The organism is Rubrivivax sp. JA1055 (genome assembly GCF_020966565.1).
In the GTDB taxonomy this organism is placed as follows: domain Bacteria; phylum Pseudomonadota; class Gammaproteobacteria; order Burkholderiales; family Burkholderiaceae_C; genus Rubrivivax; species Rubrivivax benzoatilyticus.
Window position 1 is genome coordinate 482,535 of sequence record NZ_JAJKFP010000002.1, and the last position, 19,853, is coordinate 502,387.

Consider the following 19,853-nt stretch of genomic DNA (forward strand, 5'->3'; position numbering starts at 1 on the left):
GAGGCGCCGCACACTGCCCGCATGTCCACCCTGAGCACTCCGCGACTGCCCTGGCCGCTGCCGGCCGTGGCCGCGTGGCTGCTGGCCTGGGCGGCCTTTGCCGCGGTGCAGGCCGCCGGCGCGGGCACCGGCCCGGCCTTCGCCGCCGGACTGGCGGCCGGCGTCGCGGTGGCCGCCACCGCACGCGGCCGCTGGCGCCGCCTGCTGGCCGGTGGCGGCTTCCCGCTGTCGGCGCTGGCGCTCGGCGCCTGGCCGGCGCTGCCCGCCTGGGCCTGGCTGGCCGCGGCGCTGCCGCTGGCGCTGGCCTACCCGCTGAAGGCCTGGCGCGACGCCCCGTTCTTCCCGACGCCGGCCGGCGCGCTGCAGGGCCTGGACGCCGTCGTCACGCTGCCCGCCGGCGCCCGCGTGCTCGACGCCGGCTGCGGCCTGGGCCACGGCCTGGCCGCGCTGCACCGCCTGTGGCCCGACGCCCGGCTCGAAGGCGTCGAATGGAGCGCGCCGCTGGCCTGGCTGGCGGCACGGCGCTGCCGTTTCGCCACCGTGCGCCGCGGCGACCTCTGGGCCGGCTCCTGGGCCGGCGCGGACCTGGTCTACGTCTTCCAGCGGCCCGAGAGCATGGACCGTGTCGCGGCCAAGGCCGACGCCGAGATGGCGCCCGGCCGCTGGCTGGTCAGTCTCGAGTTCCCGATCGCCGGGCGCCAGCCCGTGGCCCGCGCCGGTGTGCCCGGCGGCCGCCCGGTGTGGATCTACCGGACCGCTGCAAGCGGTAATTCGCCCTCAAACGCCGGGAGCCGGCGCCGATAACACGCCAAGTACCCCGCGTGTCGGTCACGTCGGGGCTTGCTCGAGGTCAAGCGCAACACCATGTTTGTCATCATCGGCTGGGTCATCGTGCTCGTCTGCGTGTTCGGCGTGTTCATCGTGCACGGCGGCAACATCGGCGTGATCCTGAAGGCGCTGCCGTTCGAGATGGCGACGATCGGCGGCGCGGCCGCGGGCGCCTTCCTGGCCAACAACCAGCCCAAGGTGCTGAAGGCCACGCTGCGCGGCCTGGGCAAGTGCTTCAAGGGCAGCAAGTACACCAAGGCCCGCTACATGGACCTGATGGCGCTGCTCTACGACATCCTGCAGAAGGCCCGCAAGGAGGGCCTGATGTCCATCGAGAAGGACGTCGAGGACCCGCACAACTCGCCGCTGTTCCAGAAGTACGCGACGGTGGGCAACGACCACCACGTCTCGGAGTTCGTCACCGACTACCTGCGCATGATGGTGTCGGGCAACCTGAACGCGCACGAGATCGAGTCGCTGATGGACAGCGAGATCGAGACCCACCACCACGAGGAGCACGCCGCGGTGGCCGCGATCCAGCGCCTGGCCGGCGCGCTGCCGGCCTTCGGCATCGTCGCCGCGGTGCTGGGCGTCGTGAACACGATGGGCTCGGTCGGCCAGCCGCCGGCGGTGCTGGGCGGCATGATCGGCTCGGCGCTCGTGGGCACCTTCCTCGGCATCCTGCTGGCCTACGCCTTCGCCGAGCCGCTGGCCGGCCTGCTGGAGCAGAAGGTCGACGAGGCCACCAAGGAACTGCAGTGCATCAAGACCACGCTGCTGGCCAGCATGCAGGGCTACGCCCCGCAGGTCGCGATCGAGTTCGGCCGCAAGGTCCTGTACTCCACCGAGCGCCCCAGCTTCTCCGAGCTGGAGAGCCACGTGAAAGGCAAGAAGTGACCTCCCTCCGCATCGTCTTCGGCACTGCCTGCTGGAGCGCAGTGGCTTCGGGGTGCACATTGGGCGGTCGTGTCCCACGAGTGTTCGATACCGTGGGTCGGGTGGTAGCCGCGACCCAGCCACCGCCGCGGATCCGGCTCCGCCGGTCCGCCGGCGGGCGGCCCCCTCGGGGGGTAGCGAGCGCAGCGAGCTTGGGGGCCCACTGACATGGCCGGCGACGCGAAGAAGCTTCAACCCATCATCATCAAGCGCGTCAAGAAGGGCGGTCATGCCGCCCACGGCGGCGCCTGGAAGATCGCCTACGCCGACTTCGTCACGGCGATGATGGCCTTCTTCCTGCTGATGTGGCTGCTGGGCAGCACCACCGAGGGCGACCGCAAGGGCATCGCCGACTACTTCACGTCGCCGCTGAAGGTGGCGCTGAACTCCGGCGGCAGCGGTGCCGGTGACGCCTCGCACGTGCTCAAGGGCGGCGGCCAGGACCTCACGCGCACCACCGGACAGGTCAAGCGCGGCGACATCGAGGCGCCTCGCGCCACCGTCAACCTGCAGGCGCTGAAGCAGGAGCAGGTGCGCGCCGAGATCGTGCGGCTGCAGGACCTCAAGCGCCGCATCGAGGAGAAGATCGCGGCCAACAAGCGGCTGTCGGCGATGCGTTCGCAGCTGCGCCTGGACATGACGCGCGACGGCCTGCGCATCCAGATCGTCGACGAGCAGAACCGGCCGATGTTCGCCAGCGGCAGCGCCGTCGTGCAGCCCTACATGCGCGAGCTGCTGCAGGAGATCGGCTCGGTGCTCGCCGAGGTGCCCAACCGCCTGACGCTGGAGGGCCACACCGACGCCATGGCCTACGCCGGCGGCGAGCGCGGCTACAGCAACTGGGAGCTGTCGTCCGACCGCGCCAACGCTTCGCGCCGCGTGCTCGCCGAAGGCGGCCTGCCCGAGGACCGCATGCTGCGCGTGCAGGGCCTGGCCTCGAGCCAGCCCTTCGACCGCCAGGACCCGCTGGCGCCGACCAACCGGCGCATCAGCATCATCGTGATGAACCGTGAAGCGGAGGACCGCTTCTTCCGCACCGAGCCCGACGCCATCGAGGCGGTCGGTGACGATGCTCCCGTCAACGGCGCGCCCGCGGCGCCAGCGAACGACTCAAGTCCGGCTGCGGGCAGCCGATAAACCCCGAAGCCGTCTTTTCAAGGTCTGCCATGAACCCTTCCGACCTGAAGTTCCTCATCGTCGATGATTTCTCGACGATGCGTCGCATCGTCCGCGGCCTGCTCAAGGAGATGGGCTGCAACAACGCCGACGAAGCCGAAGACGGCGTCGTCGCGCTGAACATGCTGCGCGCGTCGAAGTACGACTTCGTCGTCTCCGACATCAACATGCCCAACATGAACGGCTTCGAGCTGCTGAAGGCCATCAAGGCCGACGGCTCGCTCAAGCACCTGCCGGTGCTGATGGTCACGGCCGAGGCGCGCAAGGAAGACATCGTGCTGGCGGCGCAGAGCGGCGCGGCCGGCTACATCGTCAAGCCCTTCACGAAGGCGACGTTGGAAGAGAAGGTCCAGAAGATCCTGCAGAAGCTGGCGGCCACCGCCTGAGGGAGGGACTCGACATGAAGATGGAAGACCTGACCTCGTTCCAGCCGGCCGAGCCGCTGACGGTGTCCCCCGAAGTGTTCCAGCAGCTGGGTTCGATCACGCGGCTGCTGCACGACACGATGCAGCAGCTGGGCGTGATGCCCAAGCTGCAGATCGCCACCGACGGCCTGCCCGACGCGCGCAGCCGGCTGAACTACATCGCCAACAAGACCGCCGACGCCGCCAACAAGGTGCTGAACTCGGTCGACCAGGCCAAGGCCGAGCACGCCAAGATCACCGAGGCGACGCGCCAGATCGCCGCGCGCATCGTCGCCGATCCGGTGCGCGCCGTGGCCTCGGGCGCGGTGCTGAACTTCGTCCAGGATGTCGAGCACTCGACCGCCAAGATCGACGAGCAGCTCACCGACATCATGATGGCGCAGGACTTCCACGACCTCACCGGCCAGGTCGTGGCCAAGGTCGTGACGCTGGCCAACGACCTCGAGGACAGCCTCGTGAAGCTGCTGGTCTCGGTGGTCCCGCCCGAGCAGCGCGAGAAGGTCGACCCGAACGTGCTGCACGGCCCGGTCGTGAACCCGGAAGGCCGCACCGACGTCGTCGCCAACCAGGGCGAAGTCGACGACCTGCTGGCCAGCCTGGGGTTCTGAGCGTCCGGCGCCCAAGCCTGGGGTCAGGTCTCACAAGACCTGACCCCGTTCCGCGGCGCCAGCGTGGGGTCAGGTCTTGTGAGACCTGACCCCGTCTTCCTGAGGCGCTCCGTCCCCGCGGGACTGGTGCGCTCCGCTCGCGCCTGGGCATCGCGATTCGGAACACAGGGGCTTTTGACCCGCTTATCGGGCTCAAGTCCGGCGGTGCTGCCGGCACCATGGCGAGGCTCTCTCCAGAGTCGAGATCGCCATGGCCGACGACGCACAGGACCGCCGCTTACCCGCATCGCAGCGCAAGATCAGCAAGTCCCGCGAGGACGGGGAAGTCGCGCGCTCGCGTGACCTCGGCCACCTCGCGACGCTGGGCGCCGGGCTGGCGCTGCTGATCGTCTTCGCGCCGCGCCTCACCGACTGGCTGCGCCGCGTGCTCGAGACCGGGCTGCGCTTCGACGCCCAGGCCATGGACCGGCCCGGCACGATGCTCGAGCGCCTGTCCGCGTCGGGCGTGGACATGCTCGTCGTCGTGCTGCCGCTGGGCGCGGTGGTGGCCGTCGTGGCGTCGGCGTCGGCGGTGCTGGCCGGTGGCTGGAACTGGACGTTCAAGCCGATGCAGCCCAAGTTCTCCAAGCTCAACCCGATCACCGGGCTGGGCAACCTGTTCAAGGGCCAGCAGCTCGTCAACACGCTGAAGATCTGCCTGCTGGCGCTGATCCTGGGGGCCATCGGCATGCTCTACCTGCACGCCCAGCTGGCCGAGTTCACCTCGCTGGTGGCGATGCCGCTGCCCACCGCGATGGCCGAGACCGGCTCGCTGCTGCAGGGCGGCATGGTGCTGCTGCTGCTGGCGCTGACGCTGTTCGCGCTCGTCGACGTGCCGCTGCAGCGCTTCATGCTGCTGCGCCGCCTGCGCATGAGCTTCGAGGAGGTCAAGCAGGAGCACAAGGAGTCCGAGGGCAACCCCGAGGTCAAGGGCAAGATCAAGGCCAAGATGCGCGAGATGGCGCGGCGCAAGATGATGGCCGCCGTGCCGAGCGCCGACCTCGTGGTCATGAACCCGACCCACTTCGCGGTGGCGCTGAAGTACGACGAGGCGACGATGGCCGCGCCGCGTGTCGTCGCCAAGGGCGCCGACCTGCTGGCGTTCCGCATCCGCGACGCCGCCAAGGCCGCCAACGTGCCGGTGCTCGAGGCCCCGCCGCTGGCGCGGGCGCTGTACCGCCACGCCGAGATCGACCAGGAGATCCCCGCCGCGCTGTTCGGCGCCGTCGCGCAGGTGCTGGCCTGGGTCTACCAGCTGCGCGCCGCGATGGCCGCCGGCCGCCCGCTCAACGCCCCCGCGCCGGCCGTTGCCGTGCCGCCGGGCTTCGACCCCGCCGAAGGGCGTGCCGCTTCCGGGAGGACTGAACCTTGAACGCGCTGATGCAACGCCTGAACACGCTGCTGGGGCCGAACGCGGCCTCGGCGAAGATGCTGATGCTGCCCGTCTTCGTGGTGCTGATGCTGTCGATGATGGTGCTGCCGCTGCCGCCGTTCGTCCTCGACCTGCTGTTCACCTTCAACATCGCGCTGGCGCTGGTGGTGATGATGGTCGCGGCGCAGATGGTCAAGCCGCTGGACTTCGCCGCGCTGCCCACCGTGCTGCTGGTGACGACGCTGCTGCGCCTGTCGCTGAACGTGGCCTCGACGCGCGTCGTGCTGCTCGAGGGCCACAACGGCCCGGGCGCCGCGGGCAAGGTCATCGAGTCCTTCGGCCACTTCCTGATCGGCGGCAACTTCGCCGTCGGCCTGATCGTCTTCGCGATCCTGGTCGTCATCAACTTCATCGTCGTCACCAAGGGCGCCGAGCGCATCGCCGAGGTCGGCGCGCGCTTCACGCTGGACGCGATGCCCGGCAAGCAGATGGCGATCGACGCCGAGCTCAACGCCGGCCTGATCGACGAGACCGAGGCCCGGCGCCGCCGCTCCGAGGTCGGCGAGGAGGCCGACTTCTTCGGCTCGATGGACGGTGCCAGCAAGTACGTGCGCGGCGACGCGATGGCCGGCCTGCTGATCCTGTTCATCAACATCGTCGGCGGCCTGATCATCGGCATGGCGATGCACGGGCTCAGCGCCGGCCAGGCGGCCGAGAGCTACATCCTGCTGGCCGTCGGCGACGCGCTCGTCGCGCAGATCCCGGCGCTGCTGATCTCGGTGGCCTCGGCGATGGTCATCTCGCGCGTCGGCAAGGACCAGGACATCGGCACGCAGATCCGCGGCCAGGTGTTCGACTCGCCGCAGTCGCTGGGGCTGGCCGCCGGCATCGTGCTGATGCTGGGCTTCGTGCCGGGCATGCCGCACCTCGTGTTCCTGCTGATCGGCGGCAGCCTGGGGCTGCTGGCCTGGCAGCTGCAGCGGCGCAAGAAGCGCGCCGCCGCCGAGCCGGCGCGCAAGGAGTCGGACGACCCGGCCCAGGCCAACGCCGAGGCCAGCTGGGACGACCTGACGCCGGTCGACACGCTGGGCCTGGAGGTCGGCTACCGGCTGATCCAGCTCGTCGACAAGTCGCGCCAGGGCGACCTGCTGGCGCGCATCAAGGGCGTGCGCAAGAAGTTCGCCCAGGACGTCGGCTTCCTGCCGCCGCCGGTGCACATCCGCGACAACCTCGAGTTGAAGCCCAGCGTCTACCGCGTCACGCTGCGCGGTGCCGTCGTCGGCGAGGGCGAGGCCTTCCCGGGCCAGCTGCTGGCCATCAACCCCGGCGGCGCGCAGCAGCAGCTGCCCGGCACCAAGACCGTCGACCCGGCCTTCGGCCTGCCGGCGATCTGGATCGAGCAGCGCCACCGCGAGACGGCCCAAATGGCCGGGTTTACGGTCGTTGATTGCGCGACCGTCGTGGCGACCCATCTTTCACACTTGATGCAAATGAATGCATCCCGCCTGCTGGGCCGCGTCGAGACGCAGCAACTCGTCGAACACGTGACCAAGCTGGCCCCGAAGTTGATCGAGGACGTGGTTCCCAAGATGGTCGGTATCGCCACTCTGCAGAAGGTGCTCCAGCTCTTGCTGGAGGAGGGCGTGCACATCCGCGACATGCGCTCGATCATCGAGTGCCTGGCCGAGCACGCCGCCACCGTCACCGACCCGGGCGAGCTGGTGCGCCGCATCCGCACCCACCTGGCGCCGGCGATCGTGCAGCAGATCTACGGCCCGACCAAGGAACTCGACGTCATCGCGCTGGAGCCCGAGCTCGAGCGCCTGGTGACGCAGGCCCTGAGCTCGCCGCACGGCGCGGCGCTGGACCCCGGCGTCGCCGAGGCGATCACCAAGCGTGCCGCCGACACCGCGCGCCGCCAGGAAGACCTGGGCCTGCCGGCCTGCCTGCTGGTGCCGGACCTGATCCGCGCGCCGATGGCCCGCCTGCTGAAGCGTTCCGCGCCGCGCCTGAAGGTGCTGGCGCACAGCGAGATTCCCGAGACCCACTCGATCCGGATCGGTTCGATCATCGGAGCCAACGCATGACCACCGTCACGACCCTCACCCCGCGCACTGATCGGGAGGCCGCATGAACGTCAAGCGTTTCACCGCACGCACCTCGCGCGAGGCCCTGGCGCTGGTGCGCCAGGCCTTCGGCGAAGACGCCGTCGTGATGTCCACCCGCCCCTGCGCCGACGGCGTCGAGGTGCTGGCGATGGCCCCCGAGTCGCTGCAGCAGCTCGAGCGTGTCGCCGCCGCGCCGGCCGCCGAGGCGCCGCGTGCCCGTGCCGCCGCGCCGCGCCTGCCGGCCGCGCGTGTCGAGCCCCGGGTCGAGCCGTCGTTCGACGCCGGTGCCGTCGATGACGACGTCGAGCAGCTCGAGATGAGCACGCTATCGTTCCAGGACTACGTGCGCGAGCGCATGCTCAAGCGCCGCCAGACCGAACTCGCCCGCGAGGCCACCGAGCCGCGCCAGCCCGGCGCCGTCAGCACGCGCCGTGCCGAGGCCCAGCGCGAGGAGCCGCCGGTGCGCCCGGTGGCCGCGCCGGCCGCCGAGCCGCGCACCCGTGCCGCCGCGCCGGCCATCGAGCCGCGCGCCCGTGCCGCCGAGGCCCGCCGCGAGCCGCCGGTGCTGCGCGAGGAGATCCGCCACGCCGAGCCGCTGCTGCCGCAGGCGCCGGTGCTCGCCGACGGCGCGCCGCGCCGCGACCAGGTCGAGATGATGGAAGAGCTGCGCTCGATGCGCGGCCTGATCGAGCAGCGTTTCGGCGCACTCGCGTTCATGGAGAAGCTGCAGCGCCAGCCGCGCCAGGCGCAGCTGACGCAGAAGCTGCTGGGCTGCGGCTTCTCGCCGTCGCTGGTGCGCAAGCTCGTCGAAGGGCTGCCCGGCGGCTGCGACGAACTGGCCTGGGCCGCCGGCGTGCTCGAGCGCAACCTCGCCACCGGCGAGCGCGAGAGCCCGCTGGAGGACGTCGGCGGCGTCTACGCGCTCGTCGGCCCGACCGGCGTCGGCAAGACGACGAGCACCGCCAAGCTGGCCGCGGCCTTCGCCACGCGCCACGGCGCCGCCAACCTCGGCCTGATCACGCTGGACGCCTACCGCGTCGGCGCCCACGAGCAGCTGCGCACCTACGGCCGCATCCTCGGCGTGCCGGTGCACACCGCGCACGACCGCGCCTCGCTGGAAGACCTGCTGGACCTGCTGTCGGCCAAGAAGATGGTGCTCATCGACACCGCCGGCATGGCCCAGCGCGACGCCCGCACCCGCGAGCTGCTGGACATGCTGTCGCACCGCTCGATCAACAAGCTGCTGGTCGTCAACGCCGCCGCCCAGGGCGAGACGATCGAGGAAGTGCTGCTGGCCTACGGCGCCGCCGCCTGCCGCGGCATCGTGCTGTCCAAGATGGACGAGGCGGTGAAGCTGGCGCCGGCGCTGGATGCGCTGATCCGCTACAAGCTGAAGGTGCTCGCGGTGGCCAACGGCCAGCGCGTGCCCGAGGACTGGCACCGCCTGTCGGCCAACGCGCTGGTGCAGCGTGCGCTGCGCGGCGGCGGCAGCCCGGCCTGGCGCATGGACAGCGCCGACATGAACCTGGTGTTCGCCGGCGTGCCGACGCCCGCCGCCGGCAACCCGCTGCACGCCTGAACCCGGCGCCGAGCAGCATGCGCGACTTCTACGCCACCGACACCGCGCCGCTGGACCAGGCCCACGGCCTGCGCCGGCTGTTCGCGGCCTCGCGCCAGCGTTTCGTCCCGCTGGCCGCCAACCCGCACGTGCCGTTTTCCGGCGTCGTCATCGACGAGCTGACCGCCGCCTTCGTGCAGCGCGGCCAGCGTGTGCTGGTCGTCGACGCCGCCGACGGCGCCCCGGCGCCGCGCGAGATCTCGCTGCTGGACCTGGGCGCCGGCATCGAGGACCTGTCGCCGCAGATCGGCTACCTGGCCGCGCGCGGCCTGCCGCTGCGCCACGTCGACACGCGCGGCTCGGCCTCGGCCTTCGTCGACGCGCTGGCCCAGGCCGCGCCCAAGGCCGACGTCGTGCTGGTGCACGCCAATCCCGGCGACCTGGCGCGCATGTTCGGCCAGCGTGCCGCGCGCCCGATCCTCATCGGCGCCGACCACCCGGAGAGCATCAAGCACGCCTACGCCGCCTGCAAGCTGCTCGCCCAGCGCTGCGGCCTGATGACCTTCGATCTCGTGCTCGCCGCGCCGCTGGCCTCGCGGCGCGTGCGCGCCATCGCCTCCAGCCTGGCGAGCTGCGCCGACGCCTTCCTGGGCGCGCTGCTGCACGACTGGGCCGTCGTCGACCCCGCGACCGACCTGCGCGCCGGCCCCGATGCCGCCGTGGCGCGCCTGGTCGGCGGCCAGCTCGCGCTGGACGCGGCCGGTTTCGCCGGCCCTGCGGCGGTGGCGGGTTTCGCCCCGCCGGTCAGCGCGACGACGAACTGAAGAACGCCAGAACACGCCCCGAAAGGCTGCGCCCATGTACACCGCCAAGGGACAACTCGATGCCAACGCGCTGCTCCGGCAATACAGCCCGCTGGTGCGACGGCTGGCGCACCAGATGATCGCCAAGCTGCCGGCGAACGTGGAGCTCGACGACCTGATCCAGGTGGGCATGATCGGCCTGTCCGACGCGCTGTCGCGCTTCGATGCCGGGCAGGGCGTGCAGTTCGAGACCTTCGCCACCCAGCGCATCCGCGGCGCGATGCTCGACGAGCTGCGCGGCAACGACTGGATGAGCCGCGGCGACCGCCGCCACCAGCGCAGCATCGAGGCCGCGGTGCACAAGCTCGAGCAGAAGCTGCACCGCGCGCCCAACGAGAGCGAGATCGCCAAGGAGATGGGCCTGTCGCTCGCCGAGTACCAGGAACTGCTGACCAAGGTCCGCGGCACCCAGCTGATCTACCTGGAGGACATGAGCGGCGACGACGGCGACGAGGACTACCTCGATCGCCACGTCCACGACGACGAGGCCAACCCGCTGGGCCGGCTGCAGGACCAGCGCATGCGCCAGGCCCTGGTCGACGCGATCAAGAACCTGCCCGAGCGCGAGCAGTACGTGATGAGCATGTACTACGAGCACGACATGAACCTCAAGGAGATCGCCGCGGTGCTCAAGGTGACCGAGAGTCGCGTCTGCCAGCTGCACAGCCAGTCGATCGCCCGTCTGCGCACGCGCCTGCGCGAGTGGTGACGCCGGCGCCGTGAACGAATCCGCGCGGCCTGCCCCGGCGCCGCGCGACAGCCTCGTCGGCGACCGCCTCGCGTCTCTGTATCTGATGAAAATGCGACCGCGGCGCGCCGCGATCCCAGGAGACACGATGCTGAAGATGTTCCGGCGCGAGCCCCCGCCGCTTTCCGCCGCCCCTGTGCCCGCCGCTGCGGCCGGTGCTGCCGGTCCCGCCGAGACGGCGCTTCGCCAGATCAACGAACGTGCCTCGGGCCTGGGCCGCGAGGCCGCCGAGGTCTGCGGCGTCATCGCCGACACCCAGCGCATCGCCACCGCCCAGGCCGCGGCGCTGCAGGCGCTGGCCAGCCAGCTCCAGGACGTGGTCGCGGCGCAGGCCGCGATCGCCGGCGAGACCGACAACGGCCTGCGCGCCGTGGCCGAGGTCGGCGAGGCGGTGCAGGCCGTCGGCGCCGAGGTCGGCGGCATCGTCGACACGCTGCGCCAGGTCTCCGGCGCGGCCGGCCAGATCACCCAGATCGCGCTGCAGACGCGGCTCGTCGCCTTCAACGCCTCGGTCGAGGCCAAGCGCGCCGGCGAGGCCGGGCGCGGCTTCGGCGTCGTCGCCGACGCGGTCAAGGATCTGGCGGCCAAGGTCGAGGTCTCGTCCAAGGAGATCCTGACCACCGTCGGCCGGCTCGACGAGCGCATCGCCGCGCTGGCGCGCGAGATCCAGCGCAGCGAAGGCAGCCCCGCCGGCGGCGTGCACCGCGCGCTCGACGGCGTCGTCGAGGGCGTCGGCCGCATCCACGAGGCCAGCCGGCGCAGCTCCGAGGTCTGCGCCGTGCTCGAGGCCCAGATGGCCGGCATCGAGGGCGAGGTGCGCCAGACGACGCGGGCGCTGGACGGCGCCGCCGGCCGCACCGAGAACTTCCTGCGCATCTCCGAGCAGCTGATCGAGGCCTTCGCCGCCAGCGGCCTGGAGACCGAGGACTCGCCGTACATCCGCGCCGCGCAGCAGGCCGCCGGGCAGGTCGCGGCGCTGCTCGAGGACGCGCTCGCCGCCGGCCGCGCGACGCTCGAGGACCTGTTCGACGAGCGCTACCAGCCGATCGCCGGCACCGAGCCGGCGCAGCACACGGCGCGCTTCTCGGCGCTCGCCGAGCAGCTGTTCCCGCAGGTCCAGGAGGCGGCGCTGCAGCTGTCGGACAAGGTCGTGTTCTGCATCGCCGTCGACCGCAACGGCTACGTCGCCTGCCACAACCGGCGCTACAACCAGCCGCAGCGCCCCGGTGACCTGCTGTGGAACACCGCCAACAGCCGCTGGCGCCGCATCTTCAACGACCGCACCGGCCTGGCCTCGGCGCGCAACGAGCGCCCGTTCCTGCTGCAGACCTACCGCCGCGACATGGGCGGCGGCCGCTTCGTCGTGCTGAAGGAAGCCGCCGCGCCGATCACCGTCGGCGGCCGCCACTGGGGCGGGCTGCGGCTGGCGTTCAACTTCTGATCAGTCCGCCGCGGCGGCGAGCGTGAACTCGAAACGCGCGCCGCGGCCCGGCGCGCCGTGCGCGGCCACCGTGCCGCCGTGGCGCTCGACGATGCGCTGCACGATGCTCAGGCCGACGCCGGTGCCGGCGTAGTCCTCGCCGGCGTGCAGCCGGTTGAAGGGCACGAACAGCCGGTCGGCGAGCGCCGGGTCGAAGCCGGCGCCGTTGTCCTCGACGGTCACGCGCAGCCGGCCGTCGGCGTCGGGCGCGGCGGCCACGCGCACCGTCGGCGCCTCGACGCGGCGCGTGAACTTGGCCGCGTTGCCGAGCAGGTTGGCGAGCACGATGCGCAGCGCCGGCGCGCAGCCGTGCACGCGCAGGCCGGGCTCGATCTCCCAGTGCAGCGGCGCGCGCCGCTCCAGCGCCGGCAGCCCCGCCGCGGCGTCCTGCGCCAGCGCGCTCAGGTCCACGCTGTCCATCGGCATCGCCTGCACCGTCGAGCGCGCCAGCAGCATCAGCGCGTCCAGCGTCTCGCGCATCGTGCGCGCCGCCTGCTCCTGCATCGCCAGCAGCTCGCGGTCGGCCTTGTCCAGCCGCGCCGCGGCGCGGTGCGACAGCAGCTGGGCGATGCCCTCGACGTGGCCGATCGGCGTGCGCAGCTCGTGCGCGAGCTGGCGCGAGAAAGCGTCGAGGTCGCGGTTGATCTGCTGCAGCTCGCGCGTGCGCTCGGCCACTGCCTGCTGCAGCGCCTCGTTGTCGCGGCGCAGCACGGCCTCGGCCTGCTTGCGCACCGTGATGTCGCGGCCGACGCCGCGGTAGCCGAGGAAGCGGCCCTGGCCGTCGAAACGCGCGATGCCGCTGAGCGACACCCAGCGTGTGCCGCCGTCGCGGGCCTCGGTCGGGAACTCGAAGGAGCGGAAGGGCCGGCGCGTGTCGAGGTCGGCGCGGTGGCGCTCCCAGAGTTCGGGCGGCGTCGCCGTGTGCAGCTCCCAGCGCGTGCGGCCGTCGCCCGGCTCCAGGTAGTCGACGGCGCTGCGGTAGACGGCGCGCCCCACCGGCTGCAGCCGGTGCGCGGCGTCGGTCTCCCAGTACCAGTCGGAGGCCAGGTCGACCATCAGCGCCCAGCGCTGTTCGTTCTCGCGCTGGCGCTCGTAGCCCAGCTTGTGTTCGGTGATGTCGCGGCCCACGCCTTCGTAGCCGGTGAAGCGGCCCTCGGCGTCGTGGCGCGGGCGGCCGCTGAGCGCGATCCACAGCGCGTGGTCGCCGCGGCGCGAGCGTGCCCGCAGCTCGACGTCGCGGAACGGCTGCCGGCGCGCCATGCGCTCGTTCAGCCAGTCCCAGCCCAGCGCCGGCGGCTCGAAGGCCGGCAGCTCGTCGCGGCGCCGGCCGATCAGCTCGTCGAGCGTCCAGCCCAGCTGCGTCGTCAGCGGAGACGAGCCCGACGACCACGACAGGCGCATCTGCTCGTCGCTCTCCCAGTACCAGTCGGCCGACAGGTCGGCCAGCGCGCGCCAGCGGCGCGCGGAGACCCCGGCCTCGGCGGTGTCGGCGGGCGGGCTTTCCGCGCCGCGCGCCAGCGTGTCGGAGAACTCGCGCAGCGCGCGGCGCATGCGCCGGCGCTGGCGCCACAGGCCGTGGGCCGGGAGCAGCAGCGTCAGCGCCAGCGTCGCCGACAGCAGCTGCAGCCACAGCCCCAGCCGGGCCTGGCGCTGCAGCATCTCCTGGCGCGCCTGGGCAGTGACGCGCTCGGCGAGGTCGGCAACGGCGCGCAGCTCGGCGCGGCCGGCGCGCGGCCCCAGGCCGGCCAGCCGCGACTCGAGCAGGTCCAGCTCGTGCAGCACGAGGCCGCCGCTGGCGGCGGCGCCGCGCAGCGTCGCCAGCCGCTGGCGCAGCAAGGCGAGCCCGCGCTGCGTCTCGTCTTCGGCGCCGTCGGCGACGGTCCAGCCCAGACGGGCGGTGGCGGTGCCGAGGCCGTCGGCCGCGTCGGCTAGCGTGGTGTCCGGGCGCTGCTGCAGCAGCGCGATGACGAGGGCCGCCGCGCACACCGGGCCGGCGAGCAGCAGCAGCCAGCGGTTGTCGGCACAGCCCCGCAGGCGTTCCAGCAGGGTGCGGGCGGCTTCGGCGCCGCTGGAGGCAGAGCCTGGCGCTGCGGACGTCCAGGCGGTATCGGTGTTTCCCAACGCAGACTGATCGATCAGGACGCCGCTCGTGACGGCGCCCAGGTGATGGGGCGGGGGCCGCAGTCGTGGCCGCGCCCCTCGGGTTTGTCAGGAGGCCATTGTCACCCCATTCCTGACGCGGACCCCGGCGTGCCGCGCCGCGGCCGCCGAAACGACGACGGCCGGGCCGCTGACGCGACCCGGCCGTCCGGGAATGGGGCGAGGGCGGCGCGAGCCGCCGCGTGATCAGGCCAGCAGCGAGCCGCCGTGGCTGGTGCGGGTGCTGGCGCCGGCGGCGCCGTAGCCGCCGCTGCCGATGTTGGGCAGCAGGACGTCGATCGCGCGGTCGAGCGCGGCGGTGGCGCGGGCCAGCGCTTCGCGCTGCGCGGCCACCTGGCCCCCGGCGACGGCCAGGCGCTGGCGCAGCGGCATCGGCACGCCGCCTTCGCGTGCGGCGCGGGCGAAGTGCTCGACGGCGGCGGCAAGCGCGCCGTGCAGCTCGCCGGCGGCGGACTCGATGCCGGCGGCGTCGCTGGCCGCCAGCGCGGCGCCGAGCTCGGCCAGGCGCTGCTCGAGCGTGTCCAGCGGGGCTTCCAGTTCGGTGGCGCGTTGCAGCGCCCGCATTTCGGCGGCAGTCGTCAGCATGGACGCTTCGGCGTGGTTCAGCGGTTGTAGGTTCTGCCCAGGAGCTCCTGGGCATTGGCGATCAGCTTGTCGGCGATCTTCTCGGCGTCGACCTGGTAGCCGCCTTCGCGGATCGCCTGGGCGATGCGGTCGACCTTGGCGGCGTCGAAGCTGCCGTCGGCGGCGTCGCTGGCGGCCAGGGCCGCCGACGACAGCTCGACCTTGGCGCTCGGCTCGGCCGTGGCGCCGGACGTGCGTGCCTGCGAACCCGTCTTGCGGTCGCCGTTCACCGCCGAGGCGGGCGACGTGGAATCGAGGTGACCGATCTTCATGTTGAACTCCAGCAGGAGCCGTCCCGGCGGGGCAGCCTCCCATGACATGATCGCTGTATCGGAGCGTGGAGAGCCAACTTTAGGGCCCGGCGGGATGATTTTTCATCGGTCCCCTGAATGCGGGGGGAATCGCGCTCAGCGGGCGACATCGACACGCCCCTCGGCCGTGGGCCAGCCGGTGACGATGCGCCCGGCCTCGGTGCGCACGCGCACCAGCCGGCCTTCGACGCCGCGCATCAGCGCCTCGCCGCGGGTGCTGACGGCGTAGCCGTCGCCGCGTGCCACGACGCTGACCACCTCGCCGGCGGCGAACCACTCGCGCGGCTTCAGCGCGTCCAGGCGCAGCGCCTGGCCGGGCGCCAGCGGCCGCGCCAGCGTGCGGCCCTCCAGCGCCTGCACCGAGGCCAGCGGCGGTGTCGCCGCCGCGGCCCAGTCGACCTCGCCCAGCGCCAGCTGGCCGGGGGCCAGCACGGTGCCGGGGGCCAGCGCCGTGACGGCGACGACGCCCGGGCCCCAGACCTCGACGGTGATCGGCAGGAAGACGTTCCAGGGCACGGCGCCGTCGCGGCAGCGCAGGCCCACGCGCGCGCGGCCCCAGGGGCGCACGCCCGTCGGCAGATAGGGCTCGACGCGGTTGCAGGGCGCCAGCCGCAGCCGCGGGTCCAGCCGGCCGGGCACGACCTCGACGCGCAGCCCGGCCGGGGCGAGCGCGGCGGCGGCGTCGCGCGCCAGCGCGCGCACGGCCTGCAGCGTGGCCGGCGCCAGCGTGTCGGCCGCCGCCGGGCCCGGGCAGGCGAGCGCGGCGGCCAGCAGCAGGGCGCCGGCCGTGCCTCGCGAGCGGGGGCAGTCCTTTTCCACGCGACGCACTCTAGACGTCGGCAGCGCGGGCACGGCGGCGAAAAGCGCCGGGATGTGCCCGCTTATCGGCCCCAAGCCGCGGCCCCGGCTGCCGAGAATCGGCGCGGACCATCCCGAAGGAGCGCGAGCCCATGATCAACCGCCTGACCGGACAGCTGGACTTCCAGGCCCAGGCGCTCGCGCTGCGCTCGGAGCGCCAGCGCGTGATCGCCAGCAACATCGCCAACGCCGACACGCCCGGCTACGTGGCGCGCGACTTCGACTTCTCGCAGGCGTTGCGCGAGGCCACCGCCTCGCTGCCGCGCCCGCCGGCCAGCGGCGCGCCACCGGCCGGCGGCGGCAACGAGCTCGGCTCGCCGGTGGCCCGCGGCCTGCTGGCCGAAGGCTTCGGCCGCCAGCGCCCGGCGACCGACCTGCGCTACGGCGCGCCGTCCCAGACCAACCTCGACAGCAACACCGTCGACATGGACCGCGAGCGCGCGGCCTTCGTCGACAACACGCTGAAGTTCGAGGCCTCGCTGCGCTTCCTCAACGGCAGCGTCAGGACGCTGACCGACGCGATGAAGAGCCACAACCAGGGCTGAGGAACCGAATCATGAGCATGTTCCGCATCTTCGACGTCTCGGGCAGCGCGGTCAGCGCGCAGAGCCAGCGGCTCAACGTCGTCGCCAGCAACCTCGCCAACGCCGACACCGTGGCCGGCCCCGACGGCCAGGCCTACAAGGCGCGCCAGGTGGTGTTCCAGACCGCGCTGATGGACGCCGGCGCCGACCCGGCCAGCGCCGCCGGCGTGCGCGTCTCGACGATCCGCGAGGACGCGAGCCCCGGCCGGCGCGTGCACGACCCCAAGCACCCCGCTGCCGACGCCGAGGGCTACGTCACCTTCAGCAACGTCAACGCGGTGCAGGAGATGGTCGACATGATCTCCGCGTCGCGCTCCTACCAGAACAACGTCGAGGTGATGAACACCGCGAAGACCCTGCTGCAGAAGACGCTGCAGATGGGCCAGTCCTGAGCCTGAACGGAAGACGCGATGACCACCATCGATCCCTACGCCGCGATCAACACCCCGACCGAGAGCAAGAACGCGGGCACCGCGTCGGCCAGCGCCGACCGCTTCCTGAAGCTGCTGGTCGCGCAGATGCAGAACCAGGACCCGCTGAATCCGATGGACAACGCGCAGGTCACGAGCCAGATGGCGCAGATCAACACCGTGACCGGCATCGAGAAGCTCAACGAGACGGTCACCGGCCTGAACTCGCAGTTCCTGCAGATGCAGGCCATGCAGGGCGCCTCGCTGATCGGCCGCGACGTCACCGTCGAGGGCAAGCACCTGGACGTGCGCCAGGGCGTGGGCGTCGGCGGCATCGACCTGTCGGGCGCCGCGGACTCGGTCAAGGTCGAGATCCTCGACGCCTCGGGCCGCGTCGCCGACACGCTCAACCTCGGTGCGGCCAAGGCCGGCACGCACAGCTTCAGCTGGGACGCGAGCAAGGTCGAGGACCCCAGCGGCTACACCTTCCGCGTCACCGCCAAGCTCGGCACGACGACCGTGCAGACGACGCCGCTGATGCGCGACACGGTGGCTGCGGTCAGCAACTCCGGCGGCAAGCTCCAGCTCGAACTCGCCCACAGCGGCGCCATCGACTACACCGCCGTCAAGGCCTACAACTGAACAGGACGACACGATGAGCTTCCAGCAAGGTCTCTCCGGGCTCAACGCGACCAGCAAGAGCCTGGACGTCATCGGCAACAACATCGCCAACGCCAACACCTACGGCGCCAAGGTCTCGCGCGCCGAGTTCTCCGACATGTACGCCACCGCGCTCAACGGCGCCGGGGTCAACAACGTCGGCATCGGCGTGACGCTGGGCGCGGTGTCGCAGCAGTTCACGCAGGGCAACATCTCGACCACCGGCAACGCGATGGACATGGCGATCAACGGCGCCGGGTTCTTCCAGGTGACCGACGGCGTCAGCCCGACCGTGTACACGCGCAACGGCCAGTTCAAGGTCGACCGCGAGGGCTACATCGTCAACAACGAGAAGCTCAAGCTGATGGGCTACCCGGCCGACGGCACCGGCACCATCCAGCCTGGCCTGGCGCAGCCGCTGAAGCTGCCGACGGCCGGCATCGCGCCGAGCGCGACGAGCAAGATCGAGCTGGAGTTCAACCTCAAGGCCGACTCGGTGGTCACGGCGCCGGCGGCCACCGCGACGCCGCAGATCGACTTCACCGACAAGTCGACCTACAACAACGCGACCTCGGTCGTCGCCTACGACTCCAAGGGCCAGGACGTCGCGCTGTCGTACTACTTCCAGAAGGAGTCGAACGACAAGTGGAACGTCTACGTCACCGCCAACGGCCAGCCGGTGAACGTCGACGCCGCCGGCAACCCGGTGAAGTGGCAGACGCTGGAGTTCGACAACACCACCGGCCGCCTGGCCTCGCCGGACCCGGCCGACGCGCTGGCGCTGAGCATCACCAACGACCTGATCATCACCGACCCGGTCACCGGCCGCGAGACCTCGCGCATCGTGGTGCCGCTGAACATGTCGGTCAACGTGGCCAGCGCGACCCAGTACGACCAGACCTTCGGCGTCACCAACCTGACGCAGAACGGCTACGCCGCCGGCCAGCTCACCTCGATCGCGATCGAGGCCGACGGCATCGTGCTGGCGCGCTACAGCAACGGCCAGAGCAAGCCCGCCGGCCAGCTCGAGCTCGCCAACTTCCGCAACCCGCAGGGTCTGCAGCCGCTGGGCGGCAACGTCTGGGCCAGCACCTACGCCTCGGGCGACGCGGTCGTCGGCGTGCCCAGCGAGGGCAACATGGGCGTCATCCAGGCCGGCGCGCTGGAGGAGTCGAACATCGACCTCACCGGCGAGCTGGTCAACATGATCACCGCGCAGCGCATCTACCAGGCCAACGCGCAGACCATCAAGACGCAGGACCAGGTCATGCAGACGCTGGTCAACATGCGCTGAACGCGCGCGCGGCGGAGGCTGAACCGTGGACCGTCTGATCTACCTGTCGATGGGCGGCGCGAAGGCGACGATGGAGCGCCAGGACGTGCTCGCCAACAACCTGGCCAACGCGTCGACGACCGGCTTTCGCGCCGAGCTGCAGGCCTTCCGTGCCGTGCCGGTGCGCGGCGACGGCGCCAGCACCCGGGTCTACGCGCTGGAGTCCACCGTCGGCCACGACGACCAGTCCGGCCCGCTGCAGGTCACCGGCCGCAACCTCGACGTCGCGATGCGCGGCAAGTCCTGGCTGGCGGTGCAGTCGCTCGACGGCACCGAGGCCTACACGCGCGCCGGCTCGATGGAGGTCAGCGCCGAGGGCGTGCTGGTCACGCCGTCGGGCCTGCCGGTGCTCGGCGACGGCGGCCCGATCACGGTGCCGGCCAACGCGACGCTGACGATCGGCGCCGACGGCACCGTCTCGGCGGCGGCCAACGGCGGCAAGCCGCAGGCCATCGGCCGGCTCAAGCTGGTCACGCCCGAGGCGCCGCTGACGCGCGGCACCGACGGCCTGTTCCGCGCCGCCGACGGCGACCTGCCGGCCGATCCGGCCGCCCGGCTGCAGGACGGCGCCCTCGAGGGCAGCAACGTCAGCCCGGTCGAGACCATGGTGCAGATGATCTCCGCGGCGCGCCAGTTCGAGCAGCAGATCAAGATGCTGCAGACCGCCGAGCAGAAGGAGCAGGGCGCCACCAAGCTGCTGGCGACCTGAGTCCGGGCCCCCGGCCCGGCCCCCCGACACGCCGCGCCCCGAGCGCGGCGTTTTCGTTGGCGG

Annotated in this window: 20 protein-coding genes; 16 read left to right on the top strand and 4 right to left on the bottom strand. The window is 72.0% G+C overall.

All coding sequences use genetic code 11. From position 1 onward, the window contains the following. Positions 1–21 precede the first annotated feature (21 nt). From LOC65_RS05390 to LOC65_RS05440, 11 genes are all read left to right on the top strand, one after another. Positions 22–804 carry a trans-aconitate 2-methyltransferase gene (locus LOC65_RS05390; RefSeq protein ID WP_029718831.1) on the top strand — a complete coding sequence of 261 codons (783 nt, stop codon included), beginning with the start codon at positions 22–24 and terminating at the stop codon, positions 802–804. A 60-nt stretch (positions 805–864) separates the two neighbouring features. Further along, positions 865–1,725: a flagellar motor stator protein MotA gene (gene motA / locus LOC65_RS05395; RefSeq protein WP_009858116.1), complete on the top strand. Its 861-nt coding sequence runs from the start codon at positions 865–867 to the stop codon at positions 1,723–1,725. Positions 1,726–1,932: 207 nt separating this feature from the next. Continuing rightward, positions 1,933–2,901, top strand: coding sequence for a flagellar motor protein MotB (gene motB, locus LOC65_RS05400; RefSeq protein WP_009858117.1), 969 nt, complete (start codon positions 1,933–1,935; stop codon positions 2,899–2,901). Between the two features lie 29 nt (positions 2,902–2,930). Further along, positions 2,931–3,326: a chemotaxis response regulator CheY gene (cheY, locus tag LOC65_RS05405; protein ID WP_009858118.1), complete on the top strand. Its 396-nt coding sequence runs from the start codon at positions 2,931–2,933 to the stop codon at positions 3,324–3,326. 14 nt (positions 3,327–3,340) lie between these two features. Further along, positions 3,341–3,973 carry a protein phosphatase CheZ gene (locus LOC65_RS05410; protein WP_009858119.1) on the top strand — a complete coding sequence of 211 codons (633 nt, stop codon included), beginning with the start codon at positions 3,341–3,343 and terminating at the stop codon, positions 3,971–3,973. 250 nt (positions 3,974–4,223) lie between these two features. Continuing rightward, a complete protein-coding gene (gene flhB, locus LOC65_RS05415; protein ID WP_230246863.1) occupies positions 4,224–5,384 on the top strand; it encodes a flagellar biosynthesis protein FlhB in 1,161 nt (386 codons plus the stop codon). An 8-nt stretch (positions 5,385–5,392) separates the two neighbouring features. Next, positions 5,393–7,471 carry a flagellar biosynthesis protein FlhA gene (gene flhA, locus LOC65_RS05420; protein WP_029718830.1) on the top strand — a complete coding sequence of 693 codons (2,079 nt, stop codon included), beginning with the start codon at positions 5,393–5,395 and terminating at the stop codon, positions 7,469–7,471. 43 nt (positions 7,472–7,514) lie between these two features. Beyond that, complete coding sequence (flhF, locus tag LOC65_RS05425) at positions 7,515–9,071, top strand: flagellar biosynthesis protein FlhF (protein WP_029718829.1); 1,557 nt, start codon at positions 7,515–7,517, stop codon at positions 9,069–9,071. 17 nt (positions 9,072–9,088) lie between these two features. Beyond that, positions 9,089–9,874, top strand: coding sequence for a hypothetical protein (locus LOC65_RS05430; protein WP_009858845.1), 786 nt, complete (start codon positions 9,089–9,091; stop codon positions 9,872–9,874). 34 nt (positions 9,875–9,908) lie between these two features. After that, positions 9,909–10,622: an RNA polymerase sigma factor FliA gene (locus LOC65_RS05435; protein ID WP_164964254.1), complete on the top strand. Its 714-nt coding sequence runs from the start codon at positions 9,909–9,911 to the stop codon at positions 10,620–10,622. A gap of 127 nt (positions 10,623–10,749) precedes the next feature. Further along, complete coding sequence (locus LOC65_RS05440) at positions 10,750–12,102, top strand: methyl-accepting chemotaxis protein (protein WP_230246864.1); 1,353 nt, start codon at positions 10,750–10,752, stop codon at positions 12,100–12,102. On the opposite strand, the gene LOC65_RS05445 is transcribed toward LOC65_RS05440, so the two are convergent. From LOC65_RS05445 to flgA, 4 genes are all read right to left on the bottom strand, one after another. Continuing rightward, a complete protein-coding gene (locus tag LOC65_RS05445) occupies positions 12,103–14,262 on the bottom strand; it encodes an ATP-binding protein (RefSeq protein WP_230246865.1) in 2,160 nt (719 codons plus the stop codon). A 225-nt stretch (positions 14,263–14,487) separates the two neighbouring features. Then, on the bottom strand, positions 14,488–14,886 hold the full coding sequence (locus tag LOC65_RS05450) for a hypothetical protein (RefSeq protein WP_138938927.1): 399 nt from the start codon (positions 14,884–14,886) through the stop codon (positions 14,488–14,490). A 17-nt stretch (positions 14,887–14,903) separates the two neighbouring features. After that, on the bottom strand, positions 14,904–15,197 hold the full coding sequence (gene flgM / locus LOC65_RS05455) for a flagellar biosynthesis anti-sigma factor FlgM (protein ID WP_009858840.1): 294 nt from the start codon (positions 15,195–15,197) through the stop codon (positions 14,904–14,906). Between the two features lie 135 nt (positions 15,198–15,332). Then, complete coding sequence (flgA, locus tag LOC65_RS05460) at positions 15,333–16,055, bottom strand: flagellar basal body P-ring formation chaperone FlgA (protein ID WP_081666899.1); 723 nt, start codon at positions 16,053–16,055, stop codon at positions 15,333–15,335. A 131-nt stretch (positions 16,056–16,186) separates the two neighbouring features. Here flgA and LOC65_RS05465 point away from each other — a divergent pair, with 131 nt between their 5' ends. The 5 genes from LOC65_RS05465 to flgF are packed head-to-tail and all read left to right on the top strand — an operon-like array spanning position 16,187 to position 19,790. Next, positions 16,187–16,639 carry a flagellar basal body protein gene (locus tag LOC65_RS05465; protein ID WP_230246866.1) on the top strand — a complete coding sequence of 151 codons (453 nt, stop codon included), beginning with the start codon at positions 16,187–16,189 and terminating at the stop codon, positions 16,637–16,639. Positions 16,640–16,650: 11 nt separating this feature from the next. After that, a complete protein-coding gene (gene flgC / locus LOC65_RS05470; RefSeq protein WP_009856147.1) occupies positions 16,651–17,070 on the top strand; it encodes a flagellar basal body rod protein FlgC in 420 nt (139 codons plus the stop codon). Positions 17,071–17,088: 18 nt separating this feature from the next. Beyond that, positions 17,089–17,730 carry a flagellar hook assembly protein FlgD gene (locus tag LOC65_RS05475; RefSeq protein WP_009856146.1) on the top strand — a complete coding sequence of 214 codons (642 nt, stop codon included), beginning with the start codon at positions 17,089–17,091 and terminating at the stop codon, positions 17,728–17,730. 13 nt (positions 17,731–17,743) lie between these two features. Then, positions 17,744–19,042 carry a flagellar hook protein FlgE gene (gene flgE, locus LOC65_RS05480; RefSeq protein WP_009856145.1) on the top strand — a complete coding sequence of 433 codons (1,299 nt, stop codon included), beginning with the start codon at positions 17,744–17,746 and terminating at the stop codon, positions 19,040–19,042. A 25-nt stretch (positions 19,043–19,067) separates the two neighbouring features. Next, on the top strand, positions 19,068–19,790 hold the full coding sequence (flgF, locus tag LOC65_RS05485; RefSeq protein ID WP_009856144.1) for a flagellar basal-body rod protein FlgF: 723 nt from the start codon (positions 19,068–19,070) through the stop codon (positions 19,788–19,790). Positions 19,791–19,853: the final 63 nt, after the last annotated feature.